General features: G+C 43.5%; 25 protein-coding genes and 1 tRNA gene. 21 read left to right on the forward strand and 5 right to left on the reverse strand.

Going from position 1 to position 24,180, the window contains the following annotated elements:
• Positions 1-51: 51 nt before the first annotated feature.
• The 3 genes from pheA to yciH all read right to left on the reverse strand — a co-directional run bounded on the left by pheA (position 52) and on the right by yciH (position 2,744).
• On the reverse strand, positions 52-1,233 hold the full coding sequence (gene pheA / locus KYS23_RS03340; RefSeq protein WP_013784891.1) for a prephenate dehydratase: 1,182 nt from the start codon (positions 1,231-1,233) through the stop codon (positions 52-54).
• 333 nt (positions 1,234-1,566) lie between these two features.
• Positions 1,567-2,367: a response regulator gene (locus tag KYS23_RS03345; RefSeq protein ID WP_126871870.1), complete on the reverse strand. Its 801-nt coding sequence runs from the start codon at positions 2,365-2,367 to the stop codon at positions 1,567-1,569.
• Between the two features lie 44 nt (positions 2,368-2,411).
• Positions 2,412-2,744, reverse strand: a complete 333-nt coding sequence (gene yciH / locus KYS23_RS03350; protein ID WP_159534435.1) for a stress response translation initiation inhibitor YciH — start codon at positions 2,742-2,744, stop codon at positions 2,412-2,414.
• Between the two features lie 196 nt (positions 2,745-2,940).
• On the opposite strand from yciH, the gene KYS23_RS03355 reads away from it, so the two are divergent.
• From KYS23_RS03355 to KYS23_RS03390, 8 genes are all read left to right on the forward strand, one after another.
• Positions 2,941-3,246: an STAS domain-containing protein gene (locus KYS23_RS03355; RefSeq protein ID WP_159529723.1), complete on the forward strand. Its 306-nt coding sequence runs from the start codon at positions 2,941-2,943 to the stop codon at positions 3,244-3,246.
• A 38-nt stretch (positions 3,247-3,284) separates the two neighbouring features.
• Complete coding sequence (locus tag KYS23_RS03360) at positions 3,285-4,937, forward strand: ATP-binding SpoIIE family protein phosphatase (protein WP_218395385.1); 1,653 nt, start codon at positions 3,285-3,287, stop codon at positions 4,935-4,937.
• A gap of 99 nt (positions 4,938-5,036) precedes the next feature.
• Positions 5,037-5,477, forward strand: a complete 441-nt coding sequence (locus KYS23_RS03365; RefSeq protein WP_013784886.1) for a tellurite resistance TerB family protein — start codon at positions 5,037-5,039, stop codon at positions 5,475-5,477.
• A 244-nt stretch (positions 5,478-5,721) separates the two neighbouring features.
• Positions 5,722-7,758, forward strand: a complete 2,037-nt coding sequence (locus KYS23_RS03370) for an EAL domain-containing protein (RefSeq protein WP_220099803.1) — start codon at positions 5,722-5,724, stop codon at positions 7,756-7,758.
• Positions 7,759-8,062: 304 nt separating this feature from the next.
• Positions 8,063-8,344: an EF-hand domain-containing protein gene (locus tag KYS23_RS03375; RefSeq protein ID WP_232370592.1), complete on the forward strand. Its 282-nt coding sequence runs from the start codon at positions 8,063-8,065 to the stop codon at positions 8,342-8,344.
• 103 nt (positions 8,345-8,447) lie between these two features.
• Positions 8,448-9,845, forward strand: a complete 1,398-nt coding sequence (locus KYS23_RS03380; RefSeq protein ID WP_159534439.1) for a sensor histidine kinase — start codon at positions 8,448-8,450, stop codon at positions 9,843-9,845.
• Position 9,846: 1 nt separating this feature from the next.
• Complete coding sequence (locus tag KYS23_RS03385) at positions 9,847-10,431, forward strand: hypothetical protein (RefSeq protein ID WP_218418040.1); 585 nt, start codon at positions 9,847-9,849, stop codon at positions 10,429-10,431.
• Between the two features lie 2 nt (positions 10,432-10,433).
• Positions 10,434-11,774, forward strand: a complete 1,341-nt coding sequence (locus KYS23_RS03390) for a sigma 54-interacting transcriptional regulator (RefSeq protein WP_159529731.1) — start codon at positions 10,434-10,436, stop codon at positions 11,772-11,774.
• A 122-nt stretch (positions 11,775-11,896) separates the two neighbouring features.
• Here the strand turns inward: KYS23_RS03390 and KYS23_RS03395 are convergent, their stop codons facing one another.
• Together KYS23_RS03395 and KYS23_RS03400 are read right to left on the reverse strand one after the other, a co-directional pair.
• On the reverse strand, positions 11,897-12,385 hold the full coding sequence (locus KYS23_RS03395) for a GAF domain-containing protein (protein WP_159529733.1): 489 nt from the start codon (positions 12,383-12,385) through the stop codon (positions 11,897-11,899).
• A 175-nt stretch (positions 12,386-12,560) separates the two neighbouring features.
• Positions 12,561-13,508 carry a DUF72 domain-containing protein gene (locus KYS23_RS03400; protein WP_232370593.1) on the reverse strand — a complete coding sequence of 316 codons (948 nt, stop codon included), beginning with the start codon at positions 13,506-13,508 and terminating at the stop codon, positions 12,561-12,563.
• Positions 13,509-13,670: 162 nt separating this feature from the next.
• On the opposite strand from KYS23_RS03400, the gene aspS reads away from it, so the two are divergent.
• From aspS to KYS23_RS03465, 13 genes are all read left to right on the forward strand, one after another.
• A complete protein-coding gene (gene aspS, locus KYS23_RS03405) occupies positions 13,671-15,431 on the forward strand; it encodes an aspartate--tRNA ligase (RefSeq protein WP_218418041.1) in 1,761 nt (586 codons plus the stop codon).
• A gap of 3 nt (positions 15,432-15,434) precedes the next feature.
• A complete protein-coding gene (nudB, locus tag KYS23_RS03410) occupies positions 15,435-15,875 on the forward strand; it encodes a dihydroneopterin triphosphate diphosphatase (RefSeq protein ID WP_013784877.1) in 441 nt (146 codons plus the stop codon).
• Complete coding sequence (gene ruvC, locus KYS23_RS03415) at positions 15,875-16,393, forward strand: crossover junction endodeoxyribonuclease RuvC (protein ID WP_159529737.1); 519 nt, start codon at positions 15,875-15,877, stop codon at positions 16,391-16,393. The genes nudB and ruvC overlap by 1 nt, the downstream gene beginning before the upstream one ends.
• Positions 16,394-16,517: 124 nt before the next feature.
• Positions 16,518-17,138, forward strand: coding sequence for a Holliday junction branch migration protein RuvA (gene ruvA, locus KYS23_RS03420; protein WP_013784875.1), 621 nt, complete (start codon positions 16,518-16,520; stop codon positions 17,136-17,138).
• Positions 17,139-17,219: 81 nt separating this feature from the next.
• Positions 17,220-18,224, forward strand: coding sequence for a Holliday junction branch migration DNA helicase RuvB (ruvB, locus tag KYS23_RS03425; protein ID WP_057792964.1), 1,005 nt, complete (start codon positions 17,220-17,222; stop codon positions 18,222-18,224).
• 447 nt (positions 18,225-18,671) lie between these two features.
• On the forward strand, positions 18,672-19,070 hold the full coding sequence (gene ybgC, locus KYS23_RS03430) for a tol-pal system-associated acyl-CoA thioesterase (RefSeq protein WP_159529741.1): 399 nt from the start codon (positions 18,672-18,674) through the stop codon (positions 19,068-19,070).
• The gene (gene tolQ / locus KYS23_RS03435) at positions 19,060-19,752 is read left to right on the forward strand and encodes a protein TolQ (protein ID WP_159529743.1); all 693 of its coding nucleotides are present in this window, start codon (positions 19,060-19,062) and stop codon (positions 19,750-19,752) included. The genes ybgC and tolQ overlap by 11 nt, the downstream gene beginning before the upstream one ends.
• Before the next feature lie 48 nt (positions 19,753-19,800).
• A complete protein-coding gene (gene tolR, locus KYS23_RS03440) occupies positions 19,801-20,226 on the forward strand; it encodes a protein TolR (protein ID WP_057792958.1) in 426 nt (141 codons plus the stop codon).
• Positions 20,227-20,234: 8 nt separating this feature from the next.
• Positions 20,235-21,014: a cell envelope integrity protein TolA gene (tolA, locus tag KYS23_RS03445; protein ID WP_218395378.1), complete on the forward strand. Its 780-nt coding sequence runs from the start codon at positions 20,235-20,237 to the stop codon at positions 21,012-21,014.
• A gap of 4 nt (positions 21,015-21,018) precedes the next feature.
• A complete protein-coding gene (gene tolB / locus KYS23_RS03450; RefSeq protein WP_159529747.1) occupies positions 21,019-22,374 on the forward strand; it encodes a Tol-Pal system beta propeller repeat protein TolB in 1,356 nt (451 codons plus the stop codon).
• A 40-nt stretch (positions 22,375-22,414) separates the two neighbouring features.
• Complete coding sequence (gene pal / locus KYS23_RS03455; protein ID WP_159529749.1) at positions 22,415-22,981, forward strand: peptidoglycan-associated lipoprotein Pal; 567 nt, start codon at positions 22,415-22,417, stop codon at positions 22,979-22,981.
• Positions 22,981-23,769, forward strand: coding sequence for a tol-pal system protein YbgF (ybgF, locus tag KYS23_RS03460; protein ID WP_159529751.1), 789 nt, complete (start codon positions 22,981-22,983; stop codon positions 23,767-23,769). Before pal ends, ybgF begins: the two co-directional genes overlap by 1 nt.
• 335 nt (positions 23,770-24,104) lie before the next feature.
• Positions 24,105-24,180: transfer RNA gene (locus KYS23_RS03465), tRNA-Lys, on the forward strand.

Here is a 24,180-nt window from a genome sequence, read left to right on the forward strand (position 1 = left end):
GTACTTCGATGGTCATAAACCCCGTAGTACCGTTCTTAAAGCTGGCTTATATTATTCCGCTAGCGCACTAGCTGCCGCTACTTTTGTGGGGCTGATTTCTTCGCTAGGGTAGCAGCCCAGTATTTTAATGTAACGGGTAATGTTTCTAAGGGCTTCAATGGCATTTTGTACAGGGCCATCTTCCACATTGCCTTTCACATCAATGTAAAACATTTCTTCCCAAGGATTACCTGGAATAGGACGAGACTCTAGCTTCGTCATATTAATGTTGTTTTCACTTAGCACCAACAGCGCTTCAACTAATGCGCCGGGCTTTTGGACCGTTGACATAACCAGTGTGGTTTTAGCGGGTACTTGAAGTGGAACTACTACGGCTTTTCGAGCAACTACGATGAAGCGACTGTGGTTTTCTTTTTGGTTGGCCAAGTTACTTTTTATTGCTGTAAGTCCATATAGGTTTCCGCCAGCCTCACTGCCAATAGCTGCAATATCATCTCGCTGTAGCTCACTCACTGTCAACATAGCCGATGATGTACTGTCCATGGTTTTCACTTCAATGTTGCCAAGCTCAGCCAAGAAGTGGCTACATTGTGTGAATACTTGTGGATGAGCGTACACGGTTTTAATTTTATCTACGGTCGTATCTGCGCCAACAAGCAAGGTGTGACGAATAGGGTGAGTAAGTTCGCCAATAATGCTTAAGTGAGTATGTTGAAGTTGGTCATAAACTTCATTAATACTGCCTGAGGTTGTATTTTCAATAGGCAGAACCGCATAGTCGGCCTCTACATTCTCTACTTTTTGAATAATTTCACTGAAACTCTGACAACCTATTTCCAGCAATTCACCCGGACGTCGAGAGAAATATTTCTGGGTAGCAAGGTACGAGTAAGAGCCTTTGTCGCCCAAGAAAGCCACGCGATTTAGTGGAAGCGTACTGCCAGGGTTCGCGCGTTCAGCAAGCATTGCCTGCTGGTTTAACACTGAGTCTTCAATGATGACGTGAAAAATCTGAGTAACGTAGTGTGGGTCAAGACCTACATCTTTACCTTCTTTAATAAGGCGAACAAGCAGTTGCTCTTCACGTTTCTGATCTCGAACTGGAATATGGTGCTTAATTTTAGTTTCAGCAACCTCGTTGGTGAGCACACGGCGCTCAGCCAATAAGGTTAGAAGTTCACTATCTAATGATGTTATGCGCTCTCTTACAGCATCTAAGGCGTTGTCAGACATAGTTTTCCACTTATCGTATTAGCTAAAAAAAAACCTCCCTTGAGGGAGGTTTTTATGCATGTAGCTGCGCCTCCCTATTTAAAGAGCATAAACGCAAAAAAGATAGCCACTGCATGTATATTATTCTGTTTCATACGATTGACTTTATGCGTACAGCGTTTCAGTGTCAACCTGTTTTTACATTGGTTTTGATTTTTATTGGGGGGAGGGCTTGATAGATACTAGTAGAAGGGGTAGGGCGAATAACGAATTTGCCTTAAAGCAGTAAACCGACGCTATGGTGTCGGTTTTCTGCTTTAATCAATATGGGGAGATTATTTGCAATTCGTAATGTTAGTTACCCAATAAGGCCGCTAGCATTTGACGAACTTCCGTAGGTTCGAATGGCTTATCACATAGCGCATTCACACCGGTCTGTTGAATATTGGACATATGGGCACTATCGGCTGCTTCAGACGTTACCATGATGATAGGAATATGCGTGGTTTCAGGGTTGAAACGGATGAACTCAGAGAGTTCTCGGCCATCCATTTCTGGCATATTGTAATCGGTAACCACTAAATCGAAGGCTTCATCTTTAATAAACGTGAGTGCCATTGCACCGTTTTCAGCTTCTTTTATGCGCTGTAGGCCCATACCTTCAAGTACACGGCGAATGTGGTTGCGCGCTAATTTACTGTCGTCAACAAGCAGCACCCTAACATCGTGAATATCGAATAGCTCTAGTTCAAGTTCGTCGTGATTGATTAAATCAAGGCTAGCGTTTAGAGCACGAGACAAATGAAGGGGCTCGAAAGGTTTAGGAAGAATGGCTGCAACACCTGCTTGTTTAAACTCTTCCAGTTTACTTAATCTGTTCTCACTTGATACCAGCATGAATGGAATAGATTTAAATTCGTCACTTTCTTTAATGAACTTGAGTAAATCTAATGCTGTGCCGTCTTCGAAATACATCGCGCTAACAATCAGGTCTGCACCGTGCGCTTTAACCGCTGACATAGCCTCAGAAAGGGTACTAACAGGATCAATTTCCCTTACCTTTTCTTTCAACAATAGGGTAGTAATAATCTTCCTCTGTGTATCAGAGGGTTCAACTAATATGATGTGTAAATCAGAAATTGACAGCTTTTCCATTCCGTTCTCTTTTTGGTATTTTCAAGGAAAGTAAGGGGGGTGAATTAACCCCCAGCAATTTTAGCGCTAAAGCCCTTATCCTGCAGTAAAGCTTTTAACTTCTCGCGGTCATCCGTTTGAACTTCAATGTGTCCATCTTTAACCGCGCCACCACAGCCACACTTCTTTTTTAATTCAGTGCCCAGTTTTTTTAACGCATCGGGGGCTAAATCAAGCCCTTTAATTATAGACACGCCTTTTCCTTTGCGGCCTTTTGTTTCTCTGTGTATACGAACAATACCATCGTCGGAAGTGGAACGCTTTGCTTCTTTAGGCGAAGGTTTAACTTTACCTGTATCGGTACTGTATACCAGCAGTGCATCTTGCCAATCTTGCATTTTACCCTCTGATTTTTTCCTGTGCGTTAAACGAGCCATATTTAGGCTTATCTACAATTGTAGCATGGCATGCTGAAATATCTGCGCTAGAATAAATTCTAGTAAAGCCTAAATATACGCTGAGTTCATTCCTAGAATAATACGGGATAAAAGGAAATGGGGAAGCAGTGTAGTTAACGGAAGAAGGAGTGATTAAATGAATGTATTAAAGGATAAGGTCAATGAGCAAGAGACTTTAATCATAGAGATGGGCGAAAAGTTCGATTTCAGCAAAGTGGAAGCATTTCGCTCAGCCTATCAAGATTTAGACTCTGATGTTAAGCACATCACCGTTGACTTAGCTAAGACAGAATACATGGACAGTTCAGCCTTAGGTATGTTGCTTAATATGCAAAAGGTATTATCACAAAGGTCACTGACATTTAGTATTGAGAATAGCCGACCACCCGTGGAGCGAATACTAAAAATATCGCGTTTTGACAAAAAATTTATTATTCGTTGAGACGCAGCGGTAAGTCAGCCACAGGGCGCTAACATTACATGAAAATTCTTATCGTTGATGACGAACCAATAAATCGCACCATGTTAGTTAGCATGTTAAGCGAGGCGGGGTTCACTGATTGTGTTGAAGCTGCATGCGGTGAGGACGCGTTAACGATAGTTGAACAAGCGATACCCGATTTAGTATTACTTGATGTAATCATGCCCGGTATGAGTGGTTTCGAGGTTGCACCACAAATTAGAACCTTAGCCGGTGGCCGATACTTACCTATTTTATTCATCACCGCGCTGGATGACAAAGAAAGTCTGGTTAAATGTTTAGAGGTAGGGGGGAATGACTTTGCGACGAAACCTTTCGACAAACATATTCTCACCGCTAAAATTCGCGCTCACGAAAAAATTCGTAACCTAAGCGCTCATATTGAACAACAAAATGAAGAGCTTAGATTTTATCAACAGCGGGTAGCAAGGGAACATGCGATTGTTGAGCATATTTTTAGTCATGCCATTGTTAACAAAGGCCACGTTCTTAAATATTTCGATCATGCATTAACGCCTGCGGAAACATTTAATGGCGATGTGTTTGTGTGTGAAGCTAGCCCAAGTGGCGGCCTGTACTTTTTAGTGGGAGATTTTACAGGGCATGGGCTTGCATCAGCCATTGGTGCACTGCCGGTAACCCGGGCATTTCAAGAGATGTCAGCAAAAGGGCTGTCGGTCAATGAAATGGCGACAGAGTTTAATAAAATACTATTGCGATTTTTACCCAGCGATATGTTTATGGCTGCGGTTGTCGGCGAGGTTGGCTCTGATGGTTCACGTATCACCTTGTGGCAAGGTGGTATGCCACAGATGATGGTGGTGTCAGGCAAACGGCGATTTATCAAAACGATTTCTTCACCTCATATGGCACTGGGTATTCTTGAGCAACATGAGTTTGACAGTGAATGCGAAATTTTTGAAATGCTGGCAAATGACAAGTTAATTATCTATTCCGATGGACTAACAGAAGCGGTTGATGCTGACGGAAATATGCTAACCGAAGAGGGGGTAAAACAATGGTGTGCTGATGCTAGTGATATTACTGCCGACGGGATTTTTAATCACGCTAAAGCATTTTCGGCTACGCCTAGTTTTGACGACGATGTTTCTGTGGTTATCTTTAAAAGTCAGTCGTTAGAAGGCGTGCAGCCCTATAGAGCTACCGACGATATTCCATTGAATATAGTTATTACCTTGAGTGCCAAGCATTTGAAGCAGCCCGATATTCAAACCCGTATGCTCCACCAAACCTCTCAGTGTAGCGGTATTGAACATGTTCGTTCGGTGCTTTTTACCGTGGTTTCCGAAATGTTTAGCAACGCCTTAGAGCACGGTATTTTGAACATGGACTCACGTTTAAAGCACTCACCAGAAGGCTTTCAACTATATTATGAGCAGCGAGAAAAGCTGCTGAGCGCCCTAGATGAAGGGACGATTATTATTAGTATTGAGTCTGATCCTGTGAAAAAGGTTGTCTTTCTTTCAATAGAAGACAGCGGCAATGGTTTTGATTGGGAGCGTAAAGCCAGCCCCGAAAGTAATGACTCATTCGGAAGAGGGCTGGGCCTTATTAGAGCGCTAAGTAGTAAAGTGTGGTTTGAAAAAGGCGGGCGAAAAATAAACTGTTTGCTCAATACAGCCGTTGAATAACTACCACTAAACTAAAAATGCCAACGATTTGCCGTATATTCCCACTTCAGAACGGTGGATATGTTATGCAATAGCGTCGTTGTTTAATTGGAGCGCCTAATGCTTAAATCTTTGTTACAGCTTTTCGAAACGAAAGAGTCAGAAGAGCAACAGAAACATACTGTCGAACTTGCCACTGCTGCATTGTTAAGTGAAATTATGCGGGCTGACGATAATGTAACAGACAGTGAGCTTAAAGCTTACAAAACGCACTTATATAAGCAGTTTGAGCTCTCTGATGATGAGCTAAAATTGCTAATGGAAGAAGGTCGTATGTCAGCAGAAGAAGCTGTCGATTTAGTACAATTTACTAAGATAATTAATCAAACGTGTGATCCAGACCAAAAGCGGGATATTCTCGAAGGCTTATGGGTTATTGCTTATGCAGATAATCAACTTGCTCCTATTGAAGAGCATACAATACGGCGTATATCAGATTTACTACATGTGCCGCATTCCCATTTTATTAAAGCCAAACTGCATGTTTCACCAGAAAATTAATACAGTACTTGAAACACTTGCTCGCTATTAATAATGTAAAAAGTGCTTGTTACACAGGTAATTAGTGAAAAATAATGCTATAAATAAATCATGATTTTCTGTGGTCTCAGACATCGTCGAGATTGTGATAATAACGTAAGATTTATTTAAAACATGATTGCAATGTATAACGCGGGTGGTGTTTAAGGAAGTGGGTGTATTTAAGTCTATAAAGGCCCCAATTAGTATTGTCGTAACTTTGTCTATGTCAGTTATGGCTGCAGCTGTGTTGTGGTTTGCGGTAATAGAGCACAAAGCGCTTTATCTCAATTTGGCCCATTCTCATACGATTTCTCTTGGCAATGGCGTGGTGAAGAACATAGCGCCATCCATGTTATTGAATACCGAAAAGTCCTCCTCTATTTCAAATGTTCTGCTCCTATTAAAGGAGCATGAACATGTTATCGCAGCAAGAATTTATGATAGTAACTTTACTCTTTTACTAGAAGAAGAGGGCCCATCTGCTATTAGGTTGAACGAGCCCTTTTTCAATATGCTTGACCCATTAGGATTACCCGAAGGGGTATCCTCAGAAAATGACGTGATTATTGCACGACGGGTAATAGGCTCTTCGCAAAAGCCTGATGGTTTCTTGGTACTGTTCGTTGATGCCAAGGCACCGCTTTCGGGAAGTATTAAGGGCTTATTGTTGAATGTGTTACCCCTTATCTTCGTGCTGTGGGTAATAAGTATAATAGGCACATTGTTTTTCATTCATCGTGTATTTCGCCCTTTGAGTGAGTTGAGTTTTTTCACCAAACAAGTCACAGATACAAAAGATTATGCGCTGCGACAAAACCTAACGTCGAGAGATGAAATAGGAGAATTAGGAGAAAACATCAATCGCCTTTTAGAAATGATTGAGGTTGAGTTACTCATCAATCATGAACAAAATCAAACGTTGGTCGATCAACAGGAAACTATGATTCGCCTGGCTAACTATGACAGCCTAACGGGGTTGCCCAATAGACAATTTGTGCTTGATAACTTGCGGTTAGAATTAGCCCGAGCGCGAAGAAATGATGATGATCTTGCGCTTCTGTTTTTCGATTTAGATGGGTTTAAAGGAATAAACGATTCACTAGGTCATGAGACCGGCGATTTAATATTGATAGAAGTAGCAGATAGGGTTAGCGCCCTGTTGCGAGAAGGGGATTTGGTCGCCCGTTTAGGGGGCGATGAGTTTTTAGTATTACCAGACAGGGAAACGCGAGATACCAGTCTCGAAAATATGGCGGGTAGATTGATTAATGCCTTTACCAGTCCTTTTGAACTGCGTGGGCTGTCGCTGTCTGTTGGCGTTAGTGTGGGCGTAGCGCGAGCCATAGACGCCGACTATGATTTAAGTGAACTCATGAGCAACGCAGATCTTGCCATGTACCGCTCTAAAGCCAAAGGGCGTGGTAGCTTTACCATATTTACGCCCGATATGGTGGAGTCACATAAGCGTAAATTCCATTTAGCCAATGCCATAGAGCAAGGATTAAAGAACAATGAGTTTATGGTGTACTTCCAAATTAAAGTCGATCATAAAGGGAAAGTTATCGGCTTAGAGGCACTGCTTAGGTGGCAACATCCTGAATATGGTTTAGTCATGCCGAATGAGTTTATTCCCATTGCGGAACAAGGCGGCAAAATATCTGCCATTACCCGGTGGGTAATTGAAAAGGTCTGTATTGACCTACCCAAATTAAGAGAATGGCTTCCCCATCGTTTTCGTGTGTCAGTAAATTTATCAGGTCACGACCTTCGTGATAGTAATCTATTTGACAATATCTATGAGATTTTTACGCGCCACAATGTAAACCCGGAATACGTAGAATTCGAGGTAACTGAGTCTGCTTATTTAGAGAATTTTGCGTCTTCAAATAAATTCTTTAAACGCATGAGCAACATGGGGTGCGCCATTGCCCTTGACGATTTTGGCACGGGTTATTCTTCGCTAAGCTATTTAACCCAAATTAGTATCGATACCTTAAAAATTGATAAGCAATTCGTACACGAGTTAGAAACGTCCGAACGCAGCCGGTTAGTAACGGGCGCTATTATCGATTTGGCCAAACGTCTTTCACTGTCTGTATGTGCTGAAGGTATTGAGAATGAAACCCAGTGGCATTATTTGATTGATCACGGTTGTGACTACATTCAAGGGTTTATGTTTAGCAAACCCATTCCTATGGATGAGCTCGTTCAGTCACCTAAACAGTTTTACATAGGTAATACTGATAATAGTGAAGCGTAGGTAGACACCCAATGCCAATGCATTGCGCTTTTTATTAGGTTATGTTAACCAACTGTTCTAAAAGACTGTTTCAGCAACCTATTTTGAAGCATTATCAGGTTATTGGATACATTTACAACTGTTCGTGTAACTGTGTCTGTTTATAGATACAATGAGCAGGAGGTTAGTTGATTTACGTATTGTAAGTACTTGATATATAGTTGTATTGTATTTTTGGCTCAATTTTAGCTTACCAAATCAGAGTTAACAGAGTTATCGAAGTTAGTTTAAGGGATTTATAAACAAGCAGTAATGCGGAGGATTCATGATGAAACGACTAGAGAAGGTTTTTCTGATTTTACTTACTATCGCGGCGATACAAGCTATTTCGGTAGTTGAAGCGCACGCGTCACCTGCGAAAACGTTGATGCAGCAGTTAGATACTAATAAAGACGGCCTAATATCACTAAAGGAAGCGGTTCGACATACCGAACTATTGCGTAACTTTGGGTTAATTGACGACAATGAAGATGGCAAATTAACTGAAGCCGAATTAGCAAAAAGTAAACTAACACCAGGAAATGCAAAATCTGCCGTCAGTAAATAGCTGCCGTTAGCGTATGAAATAAATAATAGCCTAGCAGATGCGCCTGCCGGTGCTTGTTTGAAGGAATACCACTCTGATTGAGAAATTTTCATTTGGTGAACGGCTGGTTCAGCTAGGCTCTTTACGTCAACTCACGCTAGGTAGCTTCGTGCTGGCGTTAATCCCATTAATTGCGCTGTTGTGGCAAAGTCAAAGTGATTTAGCCAAAGTAGGGCAAATGACCACGCTGGAAACCCGCTACGTGGTTGATGTCGTGGGGGATATGCAACGCCTAGACGGTGCCGTCGTGGACTTAGAGCGAAGTATTCGCCAATACGCCGTTATTCGAACCGAGAAAGTTGCCACGTTATCCGACAATGCACTCGACCAGTTCGCGGTGGCCGCAGATAACCTTTGCCAAGCCTTATCTGTTCAGGGAACCTGTGAAAGGTTGTCTGAACAATTAGGCGATCTTTCTGATTACCGCTTAATTGAAGATCAACTCCTACTCAATGCCTACCTTGCTAACGTATCACGAAGTGTTTCACAACTTCGTGACGACGTGGAACTCGCGATTTCCGAGCGGGTCAAAGTTCAGCAAGATGACTTAAACGCGATGCAAGCAAAGCAGGCATGGTCTACGGCGATGTTGGTAAGTGTTTCCTTGCTGCTTATCCTTTTGGGAAGCCAACTGATTGTTAATCCAGTCAATAAACTAAAGCAGATAATACGGATAGTGGCTCATCAGCAAGGTGATCTTCCTCCTTTATCTCGCCAAGCGCCGCGAGAGCTAATAGATGTGGAGAAAGATCTACATTGGCTGTACGATCGGCTTGGTCAGTTAGAGCATATACGCACAGCACTATTGCGGCATGCTGCTCACGAATTGAAAACACCGTTGGCCAGTATTAAGGAAGGATGTAGTTTATTATCGGAAAATGTTGTGGGCGATTTAAATGATGCTCAACGTGAAGTGTTGTCGCTACTTAGCGCAAGTACTCAGAGATTGAACACATTAATTGAAAAATTACTCGACTATAACTTGTTGTTACAGCAAGCTCAGCCCAACATCGTCAATACTGATGCGAAGAAGTTGGTTGATGCATGTCTGGGGGATTACGCCCTCGCGCTGCAAGAGCGAGAAGTTACCGTATCGGTAGAAAATAGCCATATTTGGGCTGACGAAGAGTTATTTCGACGAATACTCGACAATTTGGTGTCTAACGCGGTAGCACATGGTGCAGTAGGACGACCCATTAATGTACATATATATTTAAATAATAACTTTGCTATATTGGACGTTGCAAATCGAGGCAAGCGGATTGCCAAAGAGTCGGTTGCAACACTGTTTGAACCTTTCACCCGTGGCGCTGAGCCGAGAAATGACAATGTTATAGGTACAGGATTAGGCTTATCAATTGTTGCGGATTGTGCGCGACTGATGCATGGCGACGTGCAAGTTGTCGATGTTGATTATGCTGATGTGTGCTTTAGGGTGACGATTCCTCAACAGGAAAAATAAAATGAGAATAAGTTGTATGATACTGGCCCTGACGATGATGTCGGGTTGCAGTGTGTTGTCTAAGCAGCCAATCGAACAGAAAATTGATGTTCCACTACCCCAGCTCATTGAAGTGGCTGTAGACGACGATATTTGCCTGTTCACTTCAGAACCAGAAAATTTTGATTACAATTGCAACATGACTTACTGGTTGGAAGTTTGGCTTGAAGCTGATGCCACGCCTTGGATAGAGCGTAAAGCGCAGTTGACAGCGCTTGGTCAATCGAAAAAAGACAAAATTCACGCTTACCTTTTATCCTTATCCAGTGACACCCCGTATCAAGATAGGCTACGAGCCCAACTCTCTATAGATGATTTAATGCCTGAATTTACCGACGCCGCCGCGTTGGTCATTCAAGTTGTGGTAAGTAACCCAAACAAACAGTTAATGGAACTTGAGTCTGCGTTGAGTGTATTAAGCAAAGAAAATACCCTTCGAGGTCAAGAATTACAAAAGCTGTATGCTGAGCTTAAAGCTCAGCAGAAAAAACTAGAAGAACTCCTCCAAATTGAAGCAACACTTATGGATAAAAACAGGAACAACTAACAATGAGTGAAAGTAGTAAGAACAAACCCCATTTATTGTTGGTTGATGATGATAAAAGTTTACTTCGTCTTTTGACCATTCGGTTAGAAGGTGAGGGTTATCAAGTTACTGCCGTTGAAGATGGTAATGCGGCGTTAAGAAAACTTCAAAATGATGCTTTTGACGTAGTCCTCAGTGATTTGCGTATGCCTGGCCTTGACGGGTTAAGTTTATTTGAAGAAATCATGGGCATTCGAAAAGATATTCCCGTTATTTTGATGACCGCTCACGGAACCATTTCTGATGCGGTTGCGGCCACCCAACGAGGTGTTTTTGGCTTTCTTCCAAAGCCAGTCGATCATGATGAACTGCGTACCTTATTACAAAAAGCATTAAGTCAGTCACAAGCAGCCCAGCCCGGTGAGTGGGCGAAAAGTATCGTTACCCGCTCTCAAGATATGCTTAATGTACTTGATCAAGCGTACCGAATTGCACAGCGAGAAGTTAGCGTACTCATTAGCGGAGCAAGTGGAACAGGTAAAGAGTTACTAGCGAATGCAATGCATCAGGCAAGCGATCGACGTAACAAGCCATTTGTTGCTATTAACTGTGGCGCACTGCCAGAAAACTTACTTGAATCAGAGTTATTCGGGCATGCAAAAGGTGCTTTCACTGGAGCGGTAGCCGCTCACCCAGGTTTATTTCGAGAAGCCGATGGCGGTACTCTATTTTTAGATGAAATTGGCGATATGCCAATGACACTACAAGTTAAACTATTACGTGCGTTACAAGAGCGTCAAATCAGGCCTGTAGGCAGCAGCAAGCATGTAGATATTGATGTTCGTATCATTTCGGCTACTCACAAAGATTTGCTCAAAGAAATGGAAGAGGGCACTTTCAGGGAAGACTTATATTACCGCTTAAATGTGGTGAACTTAAAGCTTCCGTCGTTGAAAGCGCGTAGCGAAGATATTCCATTACTTGCTCGTTCATTGTTACAGCAAAGTGCTCAGCGTCATGGCGTGAATGTTAGTCAGTTTTCAGACGATGCTATGCAGCTGTTAGTGAAATCATCTTGGCCAGGAAACGTGCGTCAATTAGTGAATGTGGTAGAGCAATGTGTTGCCTTAACACAAACCCCGGTAGTGCCTCTGCATCTTGTAGAACAAGCGCTATCAGCTACCAAACAAAGTTGGCCAACGCTGACCGAAGCCCGTGATGCCTTCGAGCAACAGTATTTGAACAAGCTTTTGAAAATGACGGATGGAAACGTAACCCGCGCGGCTGAGTTAGCCGGTCGTAACCGAACCGATATGCATAAGTTAATGAAGAAGCATGACTTAGATGCGGGAGACTTTCGTTAGTACGACCCCTACTGGAAGTATCTTTGAAGCGTAAAGCGTAAAGCGTAAAAGCTGCCACCTAATGTGGCAGCTTTTTTCTTTTAGATTAGTGGGCTTTAATAGCCTTGTTAGCGATTGTTAATCTACCATTGATTCTCATTAATGATGGTTTCCGCTTTCTTGGCCATCTCTTTTAACATAAGAATTTCTTCAGCAGAGAACTCTCTCGGTTCATCATGAATAACACATAATGTACCAAGCTCGTACCCATCGTTAGAACGAAGAATAGCGCCAGCATAAGAGCGAATGTAAGGCTCACCTTTAACCAAGGGGCCGCCTGCAAAACGGCTGTCTTTTGTTGCGTCGGTTACAATTAAATATTCTTCTTCCGCTATTGCGTAAGTGCAAAATGAAATATTGCGCGGTGTTTCTGACACATCTAAACACTGGCGAGACTTAAACCATTGTCTGTCTTCGGCAATTAAGCTCACCAAGCAAATTTTGCATTTAAAATATTCTTGGGTTGCTTTGGTAACGGCATCTAGCTGTGCGTCGGGTTTGGTGTCTAGAATGTTTAAATTTTCTAGGGCTTTTAATCGCAAGGTTTCGCGATCAAGCGTTGGTAATTCCATTAATTATTTCACTTAAATAAAAAGTTACTATTGAGACTGTCTCAATAGCTTTCAGTTTATAGGAAGGTAAGCATAAGCACTAGTTAATATTCTTAATGTATGGTGCATGGCTTTGCTATTTAAAATAGTTAAAACAGCAGCACTTTTAGCGAAATTTATGCGCAGCAAATGCACGCTAAAACAAGGCGTTTTGGCTCGGCTGTTGTTTAATGGCAAGGTTAGGAATTGCCGCATCACCATGCTTTTGGTTGTACAAATCAATAAACTGCTGCGCCAACCACGGGGCGTCTTTGTTATCGGGTCGATGACAAAAGAAATACGGGCTTTTTCCTTCTAGCCGCCATTGATGAATTTTATTCACCCAAGGCGTTAAGCACGCAATATTATCTTCGTCCGTATCATTTCCTACAAAACGAACGACAGGGTTATTCGCGGTGGCAATCACATTCACCGGGACTCTAGGTTTTTTATGTCGTACCTCACTTAATAGCGCACTGTTGCTAGCCCTTGTATTAGCCCCTGTATCTAGCCTTGAAACAGGGCCGGTAAACAAGGCGCGGGTGTCCATAATAATGCGGTTGGCGTTGTGCTCAATTAATAATTGGTTTAACTGTTTCTCTTCATCACCTTTTTTAAAAAAAGCCAAATTCCTAACCTCAACGGCCACCTTAATATGGCGTGGTAAATGACTTAAAAACGAAGCCAGTCGCTCGAGTTTTTCAGGGCCAAAGCTTGCAGGAAGTTGCAACAGCATCACACCGAGTTTGTGCTCAAGTTGCGCAAGAATTTGTAATTGTTCGTTCACTTCATCTTCGCAATGCAATAATTGGTGAACATGCGTGATTTGCTGGTTAAATTTAAAGGTAAACGAAAAGTCGCTACCTACAGATTGTTCCCAGCGTGCTACCGCATCTGAATGGGGGAGAGAATAAAAGGTTGTATTTCCCTCAACCGTATTACACTCATTAGCGTAATGAACCAGTTGATTGTCACTTTTTGGGTAATTAGCAAACCAGGTTTTTGGCCAATGACTATGCTGCCACTGCGGCAGGCCAATAAATACCTCGGGTAGCGCCGAAGAAGTTGATAATTTAGTTACTGCAGGATTGTTTGTATTTGTCATTGGGCTTTAGTGCGCATTTGTTTATACTATGCGACCTTAATTTAACACATAGTGCATGATGGCAAGGGGCGCGATCGCCTCATTGTAGAGTAATGGCAAGCAGGTTCAAGGGTTTGCCAACCATCGTGTAACGCAAGATAAGAATATCAGGGGTCAACGACCATGCGCACAGATTACTGTGGGAACATCGATTCATCATACATTGGGCAAGAAATCACCCTATGTGGTTGGGTAAACAAACGCCGTGATTTAGGTGGCGTTATCTTCATCGACTTACGAGACCGCGAAGGTATCGTTCAAGTGGTATTCGACCCTGATTTACCAGAGGTATTAAGCGTAGCGAATAAACTTCGCGGTGAATTCTGCGTGAAGCTTACCGGTAAAGTACGTGCTCGTCCTGAAGGTCAAATGAATAAAGATATGCGTACCGGCGAAATTGAAATTTTGGGCACAGGCCTAGAAATCATCAATCGCTCTGATGCGCTGCCACTTGATTGGAACCAAGAGAACTCTGAAGAGCAGCGTTTACGCTACCGTTACCTTGATTTACGTCGCCCTGTTATGAGCCAGCGCTTGCAGTTCCGCGCTAAGGTAACTGGTGCAGTACGTCGTTTCTTAGAAGGCGAAGGCTTTCTAGATATTGAAACCCCTATTTTGACCAAAGCGACACCTGAAGGTGCTCGTGATTATTTAGTACCTAGTCGTACGCATAAAGGCGAGTTCTTTGCACTGCCGCAATCGCCACAACTGTTTAAGCAATTGCTGATGATGTCTGGCATGGACAGATACTATCAAATCGTAAAATGCTTCCGTGACGAAGATTTGCGTGCCGACCGCCAACCAGAATTTACTCAAATCGATATCGAAACTACGTTTTTAGATGCCGATGGCGTAATGGCGATCACTGAAAGCATGATCCGCGATTTGTTCAGCACTATGTTGAACGTAGATTTAGGTGACTTCCCACGCATGACCTACGCCGAAGCAATGAAGCGTTTTGGTAGCGATAAGCCTGATTTACGTAATCCACTAGAGCTTACCGATATTGCTGACCTACTTGAAACTGTTGAGTTTAAAGTATTCAGTGGCCCAGCTAACGATCCTAAAGGTCGTATTGCTGCTATTCGCGTACCTGGCGGTGCCAGCATGTCTCGTAAGCAAATTGACGAGTACACCAAGTTTGTGGGCATTTACGGCGCGAAAGGCTTAGCCTGGATGAAAGTGAACGAAATGGCACCAGGCCAAGAAGGTTTACAATCACCTATTCTTAAATTCTTAAGCGAAGATATTACCGACGGTATTTTACAGCGTACTGGTGCTCAAGCTGGCGATATCCTGTTGTTTGGTGCCGACACTAACACGGTAGTTACCGAAGCCATGGGCGCACTTCGCCTTAAGCTAGGTGAAGATTTTGAACTATTGGAAGGTGAGTGGAAGCCGTTGTGGGTTGTCGACTTCCCTATGTTCGAAGAATTCGATGGACAGCTTCATGCTATACACCATCCGTTTACTGCACCTCGCGGCTTAACCGCAGAAGAGCTAAAAGCCAACCCGGTTGGCGCATTGTCTGATGCCTACGATATGGTATTAAATGGTTGCGAGCTTGGTGGTGGTTCAGTACGTATTCACAACGAAGAAATGCAATCTGCCGTGTTTGAGATTTTGGGTATTGAAGAAGAAGAAGCGAAGAATAAATTTGGCTTCTTACTTGATGCTTTACGCTTTGGTGCGCCGCCTCACGCAGGTCTAGCGTTCGGTTTAGATCGCCTTGTTATGCTTATGACAGGTGCTAGCTCTATTCGTGATGTAATGGCATTCCCTAAAACCACGACAGCGGCTTGCCCATTAACATCTGCGCCAAGTCCAGCGAATCCACAGCAGTTGGAAGAGTTGGCGATTGCAACGGTAAAAAAGCCGTCGTAAACGATGGCTTATAAAAAGCCCGAGTCGGTCCTTGTGGTGTTGTACGATCAGCACCATAAGGTACTTTTGCTACAGCGCAATGACGACCCTGAATTTTGGCAGTCGGTTACCGGCGCAATGGAAGATGGCGAGCTCCCTATTGAAACCGCATACCGAGAAGTAGCGGAAGAAACAGGGATTGACGCCAAACAACTGTCTATAGAAATGTTTAACCACAATAGACAAAACCAATACGAAATTCGCAGCCGCTGGTTGCATCGATATCCCCCCGGAACACGGTTTAACACCGAACACGTTTTTTCTCTTCAAGTAGACAGTACCTTGCCGTTGGTGCTTACTGAACATTTGCAGTATGAGTGGGTAGATAAAGCACAAGCATTAGCGCGACTTTGGTCGCCTTCAAACAAAGAGGCGGTATCAATGTTTGTACCAAACGTACCTTAATGGTTATACTGGGTATAGATCCAGGTTCTAGGGTTACAGGCTACGGCGTTATTGAGCGTAAGCAGGGTAAACTTGTGTATGTGGCGAGCGGTTGTATTCGCGTTGGAACGGCAGACTTACCGTCCAGGCTTGCCAATATTTATACCGGCATTAGCGATATTATTCGCCAGTACAACCCTGCACAATTTGCTATCGAGCAAGTGTTTATGGCAAAAAATCCCGACTCTGCTTTAAAGTTAGGGCAAGCCCGCGGTGCCGCTATTGTGGCAGCCACTCAAGGTGATTTGCCAGTAGCAGAATATTCGGCTAGGCAAATTAAACAAGCAGTAGTAGGTAAGGGTAGTGCAGATAAAACCCAAGTGCAGCACATGGTGAAGCATTTGTTGAGTTTAAGTGGTACACCTCAAGCTGATGCAGCTGATGCTCTTGCGGTAGCGCTATGTCATGCTCATACCGAGCAAAGCTTGATTAATATGGCAGGGCAAGCACGCAAAACCGTGCGAGGCCGTTTGCGTTAATTGTTTTGTTTGCTCTAGCGTTGTTAAAAACTCGCATAGCGGTAACCACTTTTTTGTAACTAATAGAACCTTCCTATTCGTTTTATTTCCCTACATTGGGAAAATACCAGGTAAGAGAGCAGTCATGATTGGACGTATTCGCGGTACATTGGCCGAAAAGCAGCCCCCAGAAATATTGGTAGATGCAAATGGGGTAGGTTATGAAATTCATATGCCAATGACCAGCTTCTATCAATTGCCAGCCGTAGGTGAGGAAGTGGTAGTTTATACCCATTTCGTCGTGCGAGAAGACGCGCAATTGCTGTTCGGTTTTGCCGATAAAATGGAGCGAGGATTATTCCGAGAGCTAATTAAAGCGAATGGGGTGGGCCCTAAATTAGGCTTAACCATATTATCGGGTATGTCCGCAGGCCAATTTTTATCAGCGGTTCAAAATGCAGACGTTTCTGCGCTAGTGAGCTTGCCGGGCATTGGTAAGAAAACGGCTGAAAGGTTAGTGGTTGAGTTAAAAGATAGGTTAGCGAAGTTTGGCAAAGTACAAAGTATTGCCATTCCACCGCCCAGTGGGGATTTACTTAACACCAATACGCTAGTAGAAGTAAACGACACGAGAGAAGATGCCCAGAGCGCGCTAGTGGCACTAGGCTATAAGCCTGCGCAGGCCAGTAAACTTATCGACAGTGTTTATAAAGAAGGCATGGAAAGCGAATCGCTAATTCGTGAAGCGTTAAAAGCCGCTATTTAAACCTTTTTAAACAGAAGCCAAGACTAAAACAAGCTAGCGCGATAGGCCTACGTAGCCGATTTACATTAAAGCAGAGCCCTAATGATAGAAGCTGACAGATTAATTACGCCCGACGCGAGTACCGAAGATGAAGTTATCGACCGTGCTATTCGCCCTAAAATGCTTGATGATTACACAGGCCAGCCTCACGTGTGTGAGCAGATGGAAATCTTCATTCAGGCAGCTAGAAAGCGTGACGATGCCCTTGATCACTTATTAATATTTGGCCCGCCAGGGTTAGGTAAAACTACCCTAGCAAATATTGTGGCGAACGAGATGGATGTCAGCATTAAAACCACCTCTGGTCCCGTACTTGAAAAAGCAGGTGACCTAGCGGCATTGCTGACTAACCTTGAACGCAACGATGTGCTTTTTATTGATGAAATTCATCGATTAAGCCCTGTAGTGGAAGAAATTCTGTATCCCGCCATGGAAGATTACCAGCTGGATATTATGATAGGCGAGGGGCCAGCAGCCCGCTCTATCAAACTTGACTTACCACCTTTCACCTTAGTGGGAGCTACAACGCGGGCAGGTTCGCTTACATCGCCATTGCGAGACCGATTCGGCATAGTTCAACGACTCGAGTTTTATTCGGTTAAAGATCTCACCACCATTGTGGCTCGTAGTGCGAGTTACTTGAATTTGGATATGAGCCCAGAAGGCGCACAGGAAATTGCACGTCGCTCTAGAGGTACACCGCGTATTGCCAACAGGCTATTACGACGGGTTCGAGATTACGCAGAAATTAAATCTGATGGTACGGTAGGCGTTGAAACCGCAGCAAAGGCATTGGATATGCTTGATGTAGATAAAGAAGGTTTCGATTACATGGATCGGAAATTGCTTTGTGCCATTATAGAGAAATTTGATGGCGGCCCAGTAGGGCTAGATAATTTAGCTGCGGCGATTGGTGAAGAGAAAGAGACTATTGAAGATGTTATTGAACCCTTTCTAATTCAGCAAGGTTTCTTACAGCGTACCCCGCGTGGGCGTATAGTCTCGCAACGCGCCTATCTTCACTTCGGTTTTACACCTTCTGTTTAGCGGCTTACCCTTTGTGTATTTGTATGAGCAAGCCCTATGTTTGCTCATGCTTAGTTTCTGTTATTTAGCACACCCTTTCACTTTTCTTCAGATAAAAAAAAGCCCGCTCAATGAACGGGCCAAAACAACAAGTGTTAAAGGAAATAAATCCAGGGAACTCATATCTAACAGGAGAAAAACTCTTGCATAACCGTGTGGTACACCATTACGCTCTGTAGAACTGATGCTGCGTATTATAGGCTTAGTTTGAATTCTTACAATTGAGTAAAATTGTTTTTTAGCCTTAGAAAAACTAATGTGTTGCAGTGGTGTTAATGGTTTATCATTTTATCATTAAATTCTCCTGGAAATGGGGTGTGTAGGGTGAATATTATCGTTTTTGTAAGTCTGTAATACGATAAATAACCAAGGTTAACGATTAATTTTATTGACGGTGAAAGAATATTTATGCATTTACACCAAGTAAGAGTGTATTACGAAGATACTGATGCGGGGGGCATTGTATATTATGCCAACTACCTCAAGTTTATGGAGAGGGCAAGAACCGAGTGGCTTAGAGCCCTTGGCTTCGAACAAGATAGATTAATGGAACAATCAGTGGCTTTTGTCGTCAAACGCGTTGAAATGCATAACTATGCGCCTGCTCGGTTTAATGACCTGTTGAGTATTGAAACGCAGGTTGTAGAATTGAAAGGAGCGAGTATGACGTTTCAACAAACCATTAGAAATAAACAAGATGTAACTTTAGTATCTGCCGATATTCAAGTTGCTTGTGTCAGTCTGGAGACGATGAAGCCCAGACGACTACCACGTACATTGTTAGGGGAAATAACGCGTGTCATCTGATCTTACTTTTATCGGCCTATTTTTGCAGGCCAGCTTTATTGTTCAACTTGTTATGTTGCTTTTATTAGGCGTTTCAGTTGCGTCTTGGACATTTATCTTTCAGCGTAGTAAGGCGCTTTCAAGTGCACGAGAAGAGATGCGTCAGTTTGAAGACAAGTTTTGGTCGGGTGCTGATTTAAATCGACTCTATCAAGAGCTATCTGCTCGCCCTAACTTATCGGGTATTGGCACTATCTTTTGTGCTGGCTTTAAAGAGTTCGTCCGCTTGCGCAAATCGAATTCAGGCACCAATGCTATTGTTGATGGTACTTACCGCTCAATGCGGGTAACTATGTCTCGCCAAGTGGAAGAATTAGAAAGTCGTCTTCCGTTTCTAGCAACGGCCGGTTCTATTAGTCCGTATATAGGCCTATTTGGTACGGTGTGGGGGATCATGAACGCCTTTATCGCTTTAGGTGAAGTACAGCAAGCCACCCTTGCCATGGTAGCGCCAGGTATTGCGGAAGCCCTTATTGCAACGGCTATCGGCTTATTTGCGGCCATTCCTGCGGTTATTGCGTATAACCGTTTCAGTCACCAAGTTGAGAAATTGGAAAACAGCTACGGTAACTTTATGGAAGAGTTTTCTGCCATTCTTCACCGTCAGGCAGTATCTGGTCAAGCTCAGCAGCCGCAAGCGTAAATGCGAACATTGATGCGAGCTTAACTCACTGGTGAGAGAGGAATTATTATGTATGTAAGAAAGCGCCGTAGGCCGGTTTCTGAAATTAATGTAGTACCTTACATCGATGTGATGTTGGTACTACTGATTATCTTTATGGTAACGGCTCCGCTTATTTCGCAAGGGGTTAAAGTTGATTTACCTAAAGCAAGTGCGAACCCAATTGAGCAAGAAGATAATCCACCTATTATTGCGTCAGTAGACGTTAAAGGCCGCTACTTTCTTAACGTGGGAGACGACCAAGAGTCGCCACTGGCACAAGAAGACTTAGCAGCCTTGGTACAAGCTCAGCTACAAAAAGATCCTAATACTCCCGTGGTAGTAAAAGGAGATGGGCAAGTTGCTTATAATGAGGTCATTCAACTTATGGTGTTATTGCAAGGCGCGGGTGTGCCTTCTGTAGGTTTAATGACAGACCCCGTTGAGCCAGAGTAGGTTTATTGATGACTGCAAGTTCTGTTGGCATTTATAAATCTATCGCACTGCACCTTGTTGTGGCTGCAGTGTTGCTAATTAGCGTCAGCTTTTCACCTTCTCCCTTGCCTACAATGGCCACTAATGCGCCGGTTATTGAAGCTACCTTCATTGATGCTCAAGCCATCGCTGATACCAAGAGAGAACAAGCGCAGGCACAAGCGCAGGCAAGAGAGGCAGAAGCGCAAAGAAAGAAGAAAGAAGCGCAAGCTGCTGCAGCTAAGCGTAAGAGGGCGGCAGAGGCTAAGCAAGCTAGAGAGAAGAAGCAAGCTGAAGAAGCCGAGTTCAAACGTCAAAAAGAGTTAGAACAGTTGGCTGCGCAAAAGGAGCAACAGCGCAAAGAACGTGAAGCTAAAGCGAAAGCCGATGCAGAGCGTAAGAAAAAAGAAGCTGCTGAAAATGCTGAGATGGAGAGAATTATGCAAGAGCAACTTGCGCAAGAGCAAGCGGCTCAGCAACAACGAAGACGTGCACAAGTTCTGACTGAAGTAGAGCGCTATACCGCATTAATTCAGCAAACGATAAAACGTAACTTGTACGACGATGACAGCTTTAAAGGTAAGGTATGTAGATTGAATATCAAATTGGCTACCACAGGTTATGTGACTAGCATACGTATCTTAGGCGGGCATGACGCCTTGTGCAGAGCAGCAGAAAGTGCCGTACGCCGTGCAGAAGAACTGCCGGTATCGGATGCGGCCGACGTCTATGAGCAATTAAAAGATATTAACTTAAAAGTGGAACTGTAGTGCAATGAAAAAAACAGGTTTATGGATAGCCGCCATCGCGATGGTATTTAGTGCCAAGGTATTCGCGACGTTAGAGATTGTGATCACCGAAGGTATAAACAGTGCTCGACCTATTGGTGTAGTGCCGTTTAAGTGGAAAGGTGCTGGCACATTGCCTAGCGATATTTCTGAAGTCATTATGGCTGACCTGATGCGTAGCGGTAAATTTAGCCCCGTTGCGACAAGTAAAATGCCCCAAATGCCTGAAACCGCTGATGAGGTTAACTACTCTGCGTGGGCGTCTCTTGGGGTTGATACGGTTTTGGTCGGAAGTATTGAACCTGAAGGTACCGATAGATATTTAGTCTCTTACCAACTGGTTGATGTACTAAAAGGGCAGTTAGACGGTGGCCAGTCTCAGGTATTGAAAAACGGTGAGTTAGTCGTAAGTAACGAACACGTTATAGCGGCGCGCCAATCTATTATTAGCCCTAGAGACTTTAGGCAATACGCACACCGCATTAGTGATGTAGTGTATGAGAAATTGACAGGTGTACGCGGTGCATTCTTAACCCGTATAGCTTATGTTATTGTACGTGACAGAGATACGTACGAGAAACCATATCAGCTAGTGATTTCAGACTATGATGGCGAGAACGAGACGCGCCTGTTGTCGTCACCTGAACCATTGATGTCTCCGGTTTGGTCACCAGACGGTGAAAAGTTAGCTTATGTAAGCTTTGAAAACCGTAGACCTCAAATATTCATACAGGATATATATACTAGCAAACGTACAACGGTTACTGATTTCCCTGGAATTAACGGAAGCCCAGCGTTTTCACCAGATGGCAAGCAACTTGCAATGGTTTTGTCGAAAGATGGGAACCCAGAGATCTATGTTATGGATCTTGCGACGAAAAATTTAACCAGAGTAACGCGCAACCGTGCCATCGATACAGAGCCTTCATGGCTACCTGACGGTAGTGGTTTAATTTTTAGCTCTGAACGGGGTGGTAAACCCCAGATATATAGCGTAAATTTAAATTCTAGAAAGGTAAGACGCGTTACTTTTGTAGGCGAACAGAACTTGGGTGCTACATTAACGCCCGACGGTAAGCAAATGGTAGTGGTTAATCAAACCAATGGAAACTACCATATTGCTAAGCAGGCATTAGACGGCGGCTCTCCTCAGGTACTGACAAGAACCTTTTTGGATGAGTCACCCAGTGTAGCGCCTAACGGTAGTATGATTATTTATAGTACCCTTCATGAAGGGACACAAGTACTTTCACTTGTTTCACTTGATGGACGCTTTAAAGCCAGATTACCGGCAGCCGATGGGCAAGTGAAATCGCCAAGTTGGTCACCATTTTTGTTCTAACAATTGAAATATCAAACAATAACATTTAAGGATTAGTAGGATGCAAATGAATAAATTAATGAAGAGCTTCATTATCGCCTTGCCAGTGGTGACCATGATGGCCTGTTCGTCTGGCCCTAGCGAAGAAGAGCTAGCTGCTGAGCGTAACCGTCTTGCACAAGAACAAGCACAAGCAGAGCAAGATGCTCGTCAAGCTGAAGCACAACGCGTAGAAGCAGAAGCTGCTCAACGCATGAAGCGTTCAGAAGAAATGGTTCAGCAAGAAATGGAAGCGTTGAAAAACGAACAAACGGTTTACTTCGATTTCGACCGCGCTAGCATCAAGCCTGAATTTCAACGTTTACTTGATAAACACGCAGCGTTCTTGGTGAAAAACCCTAACATGAAGGTGACCATCGAAGGTCATACTGATAGCCGTGGTACACCAGAGTACAACATTGCACTAGGTGAGCGTCGTGCCCAGTCTGTTGAAACTTACCTAATGAACGCGGGTGTAAGCAGCAGCCAAATTACGGTTGTTTCATACGGTGAAGAGAAGTCTGCGGTAATGGGTTCAACTGAATATGCATTCGCGCAAAATCGCCGCGGAGTGGTTGTTTACCGATAATGGCTTTTACAGCAATTAACACTATTAAAGCAGGCGTTACCTTGTGTGCCGCCTTTGCTATTTCAAGTTCTGCCTTCGCACAGGCGCCAGTGGTAGATGCCAATGGCGGCAGCAATCTAGAACAGCGTATTGCTGTTTTAGAGCGTATTGTTAAAAGCAGAACTGAAATGCAGCATCGCTTACAAACCCAATTGGACAACATGCAAAGCGAAGTTGACCAATTGCGAGGGTCTGTCGAAGTTAACACCAACGAGCTGGAAAAGGTGCTTGAACGTCAGCGTGAATTGTACCTTGAGATAGATAAGCGTGTTGAGGCACTTAAACAAGGCGGTTTAGCTAACGCTGGTGGCGCTGGCGCCCCGTTAGGTAATTCTGCAGGGGTTACCCCCTCCACAGGCTCATCATCCCCACAAGAGGGGGAGGACGAAGCGTACGACAGTGCTGTTAATCTTATCCTGAAATCTCGTGAGTACGATAAAGCAATTCCTGCTTTTCAGTCATTCATACAGCGGTTTCCGAATAGCGAGTATGCACCGAATGCGCACTACTGGCTCGGTCAGCTGTTGTTTAATAAACAGCAATGGAATGACGCTATTGAGCAATTTAATATCGTATCAAACCGCTTCTCTGATTCAGTGAAGCGTCCAGATGCATTATTAAAGTTAGGTGTCATTGCCGAACGCACGGGCGACAATAGTGGGGCACGAAATTTCTTTCAGCAAGTTATAAGCGAATACCCTAATTCTTCCGCAAAGCGGTTAGCGGAATCTAGATTAAATAATCTATAATGAAAAACCTCTCCTAATGAGAGGTTTTTTTTCGCCCCTTTGAAATTTTATACCTCTGTTGTACTGAACCATCAACAATACTTATGAGTATATTTTTCAAGGAAAATCCAAAAAACACGCATTTTTTTAGACTTAACTCGGTGGCATTTTGTCGGTTTAAAAAAGTTTTGTACTGGTTTTGTGGTAGGAATTATGCGCGATTTGTGTTGATTTTGAGCGGTTGAAAGCTTTTTACTACAAAAATCAAAATAAAAATGCCTTTTGGGTTGCGTCAGAAAAAAATCTGAGTATTATATGCCGCCGTTGCCAAGACACAGGCAACATCAGGAAAGATTGGGTCGTTAGCTCAGCTGGTAGAGCAGTTGACTTTTAATCAATTGGTCGCTGGTTCGAATCCAGCACGACCCACCA

It is taken from the genome of Alteromonas lipotrueae (assembly GCF_019249255.1).
In the GTDB taxonomy this organism is placed as follows: Bacteria; Pseudomonadota; Gammaproteobacteria; order Enterobacterales; family Alteromonadaceae; genus Alteromonas; species Alteromonas lipotrueae.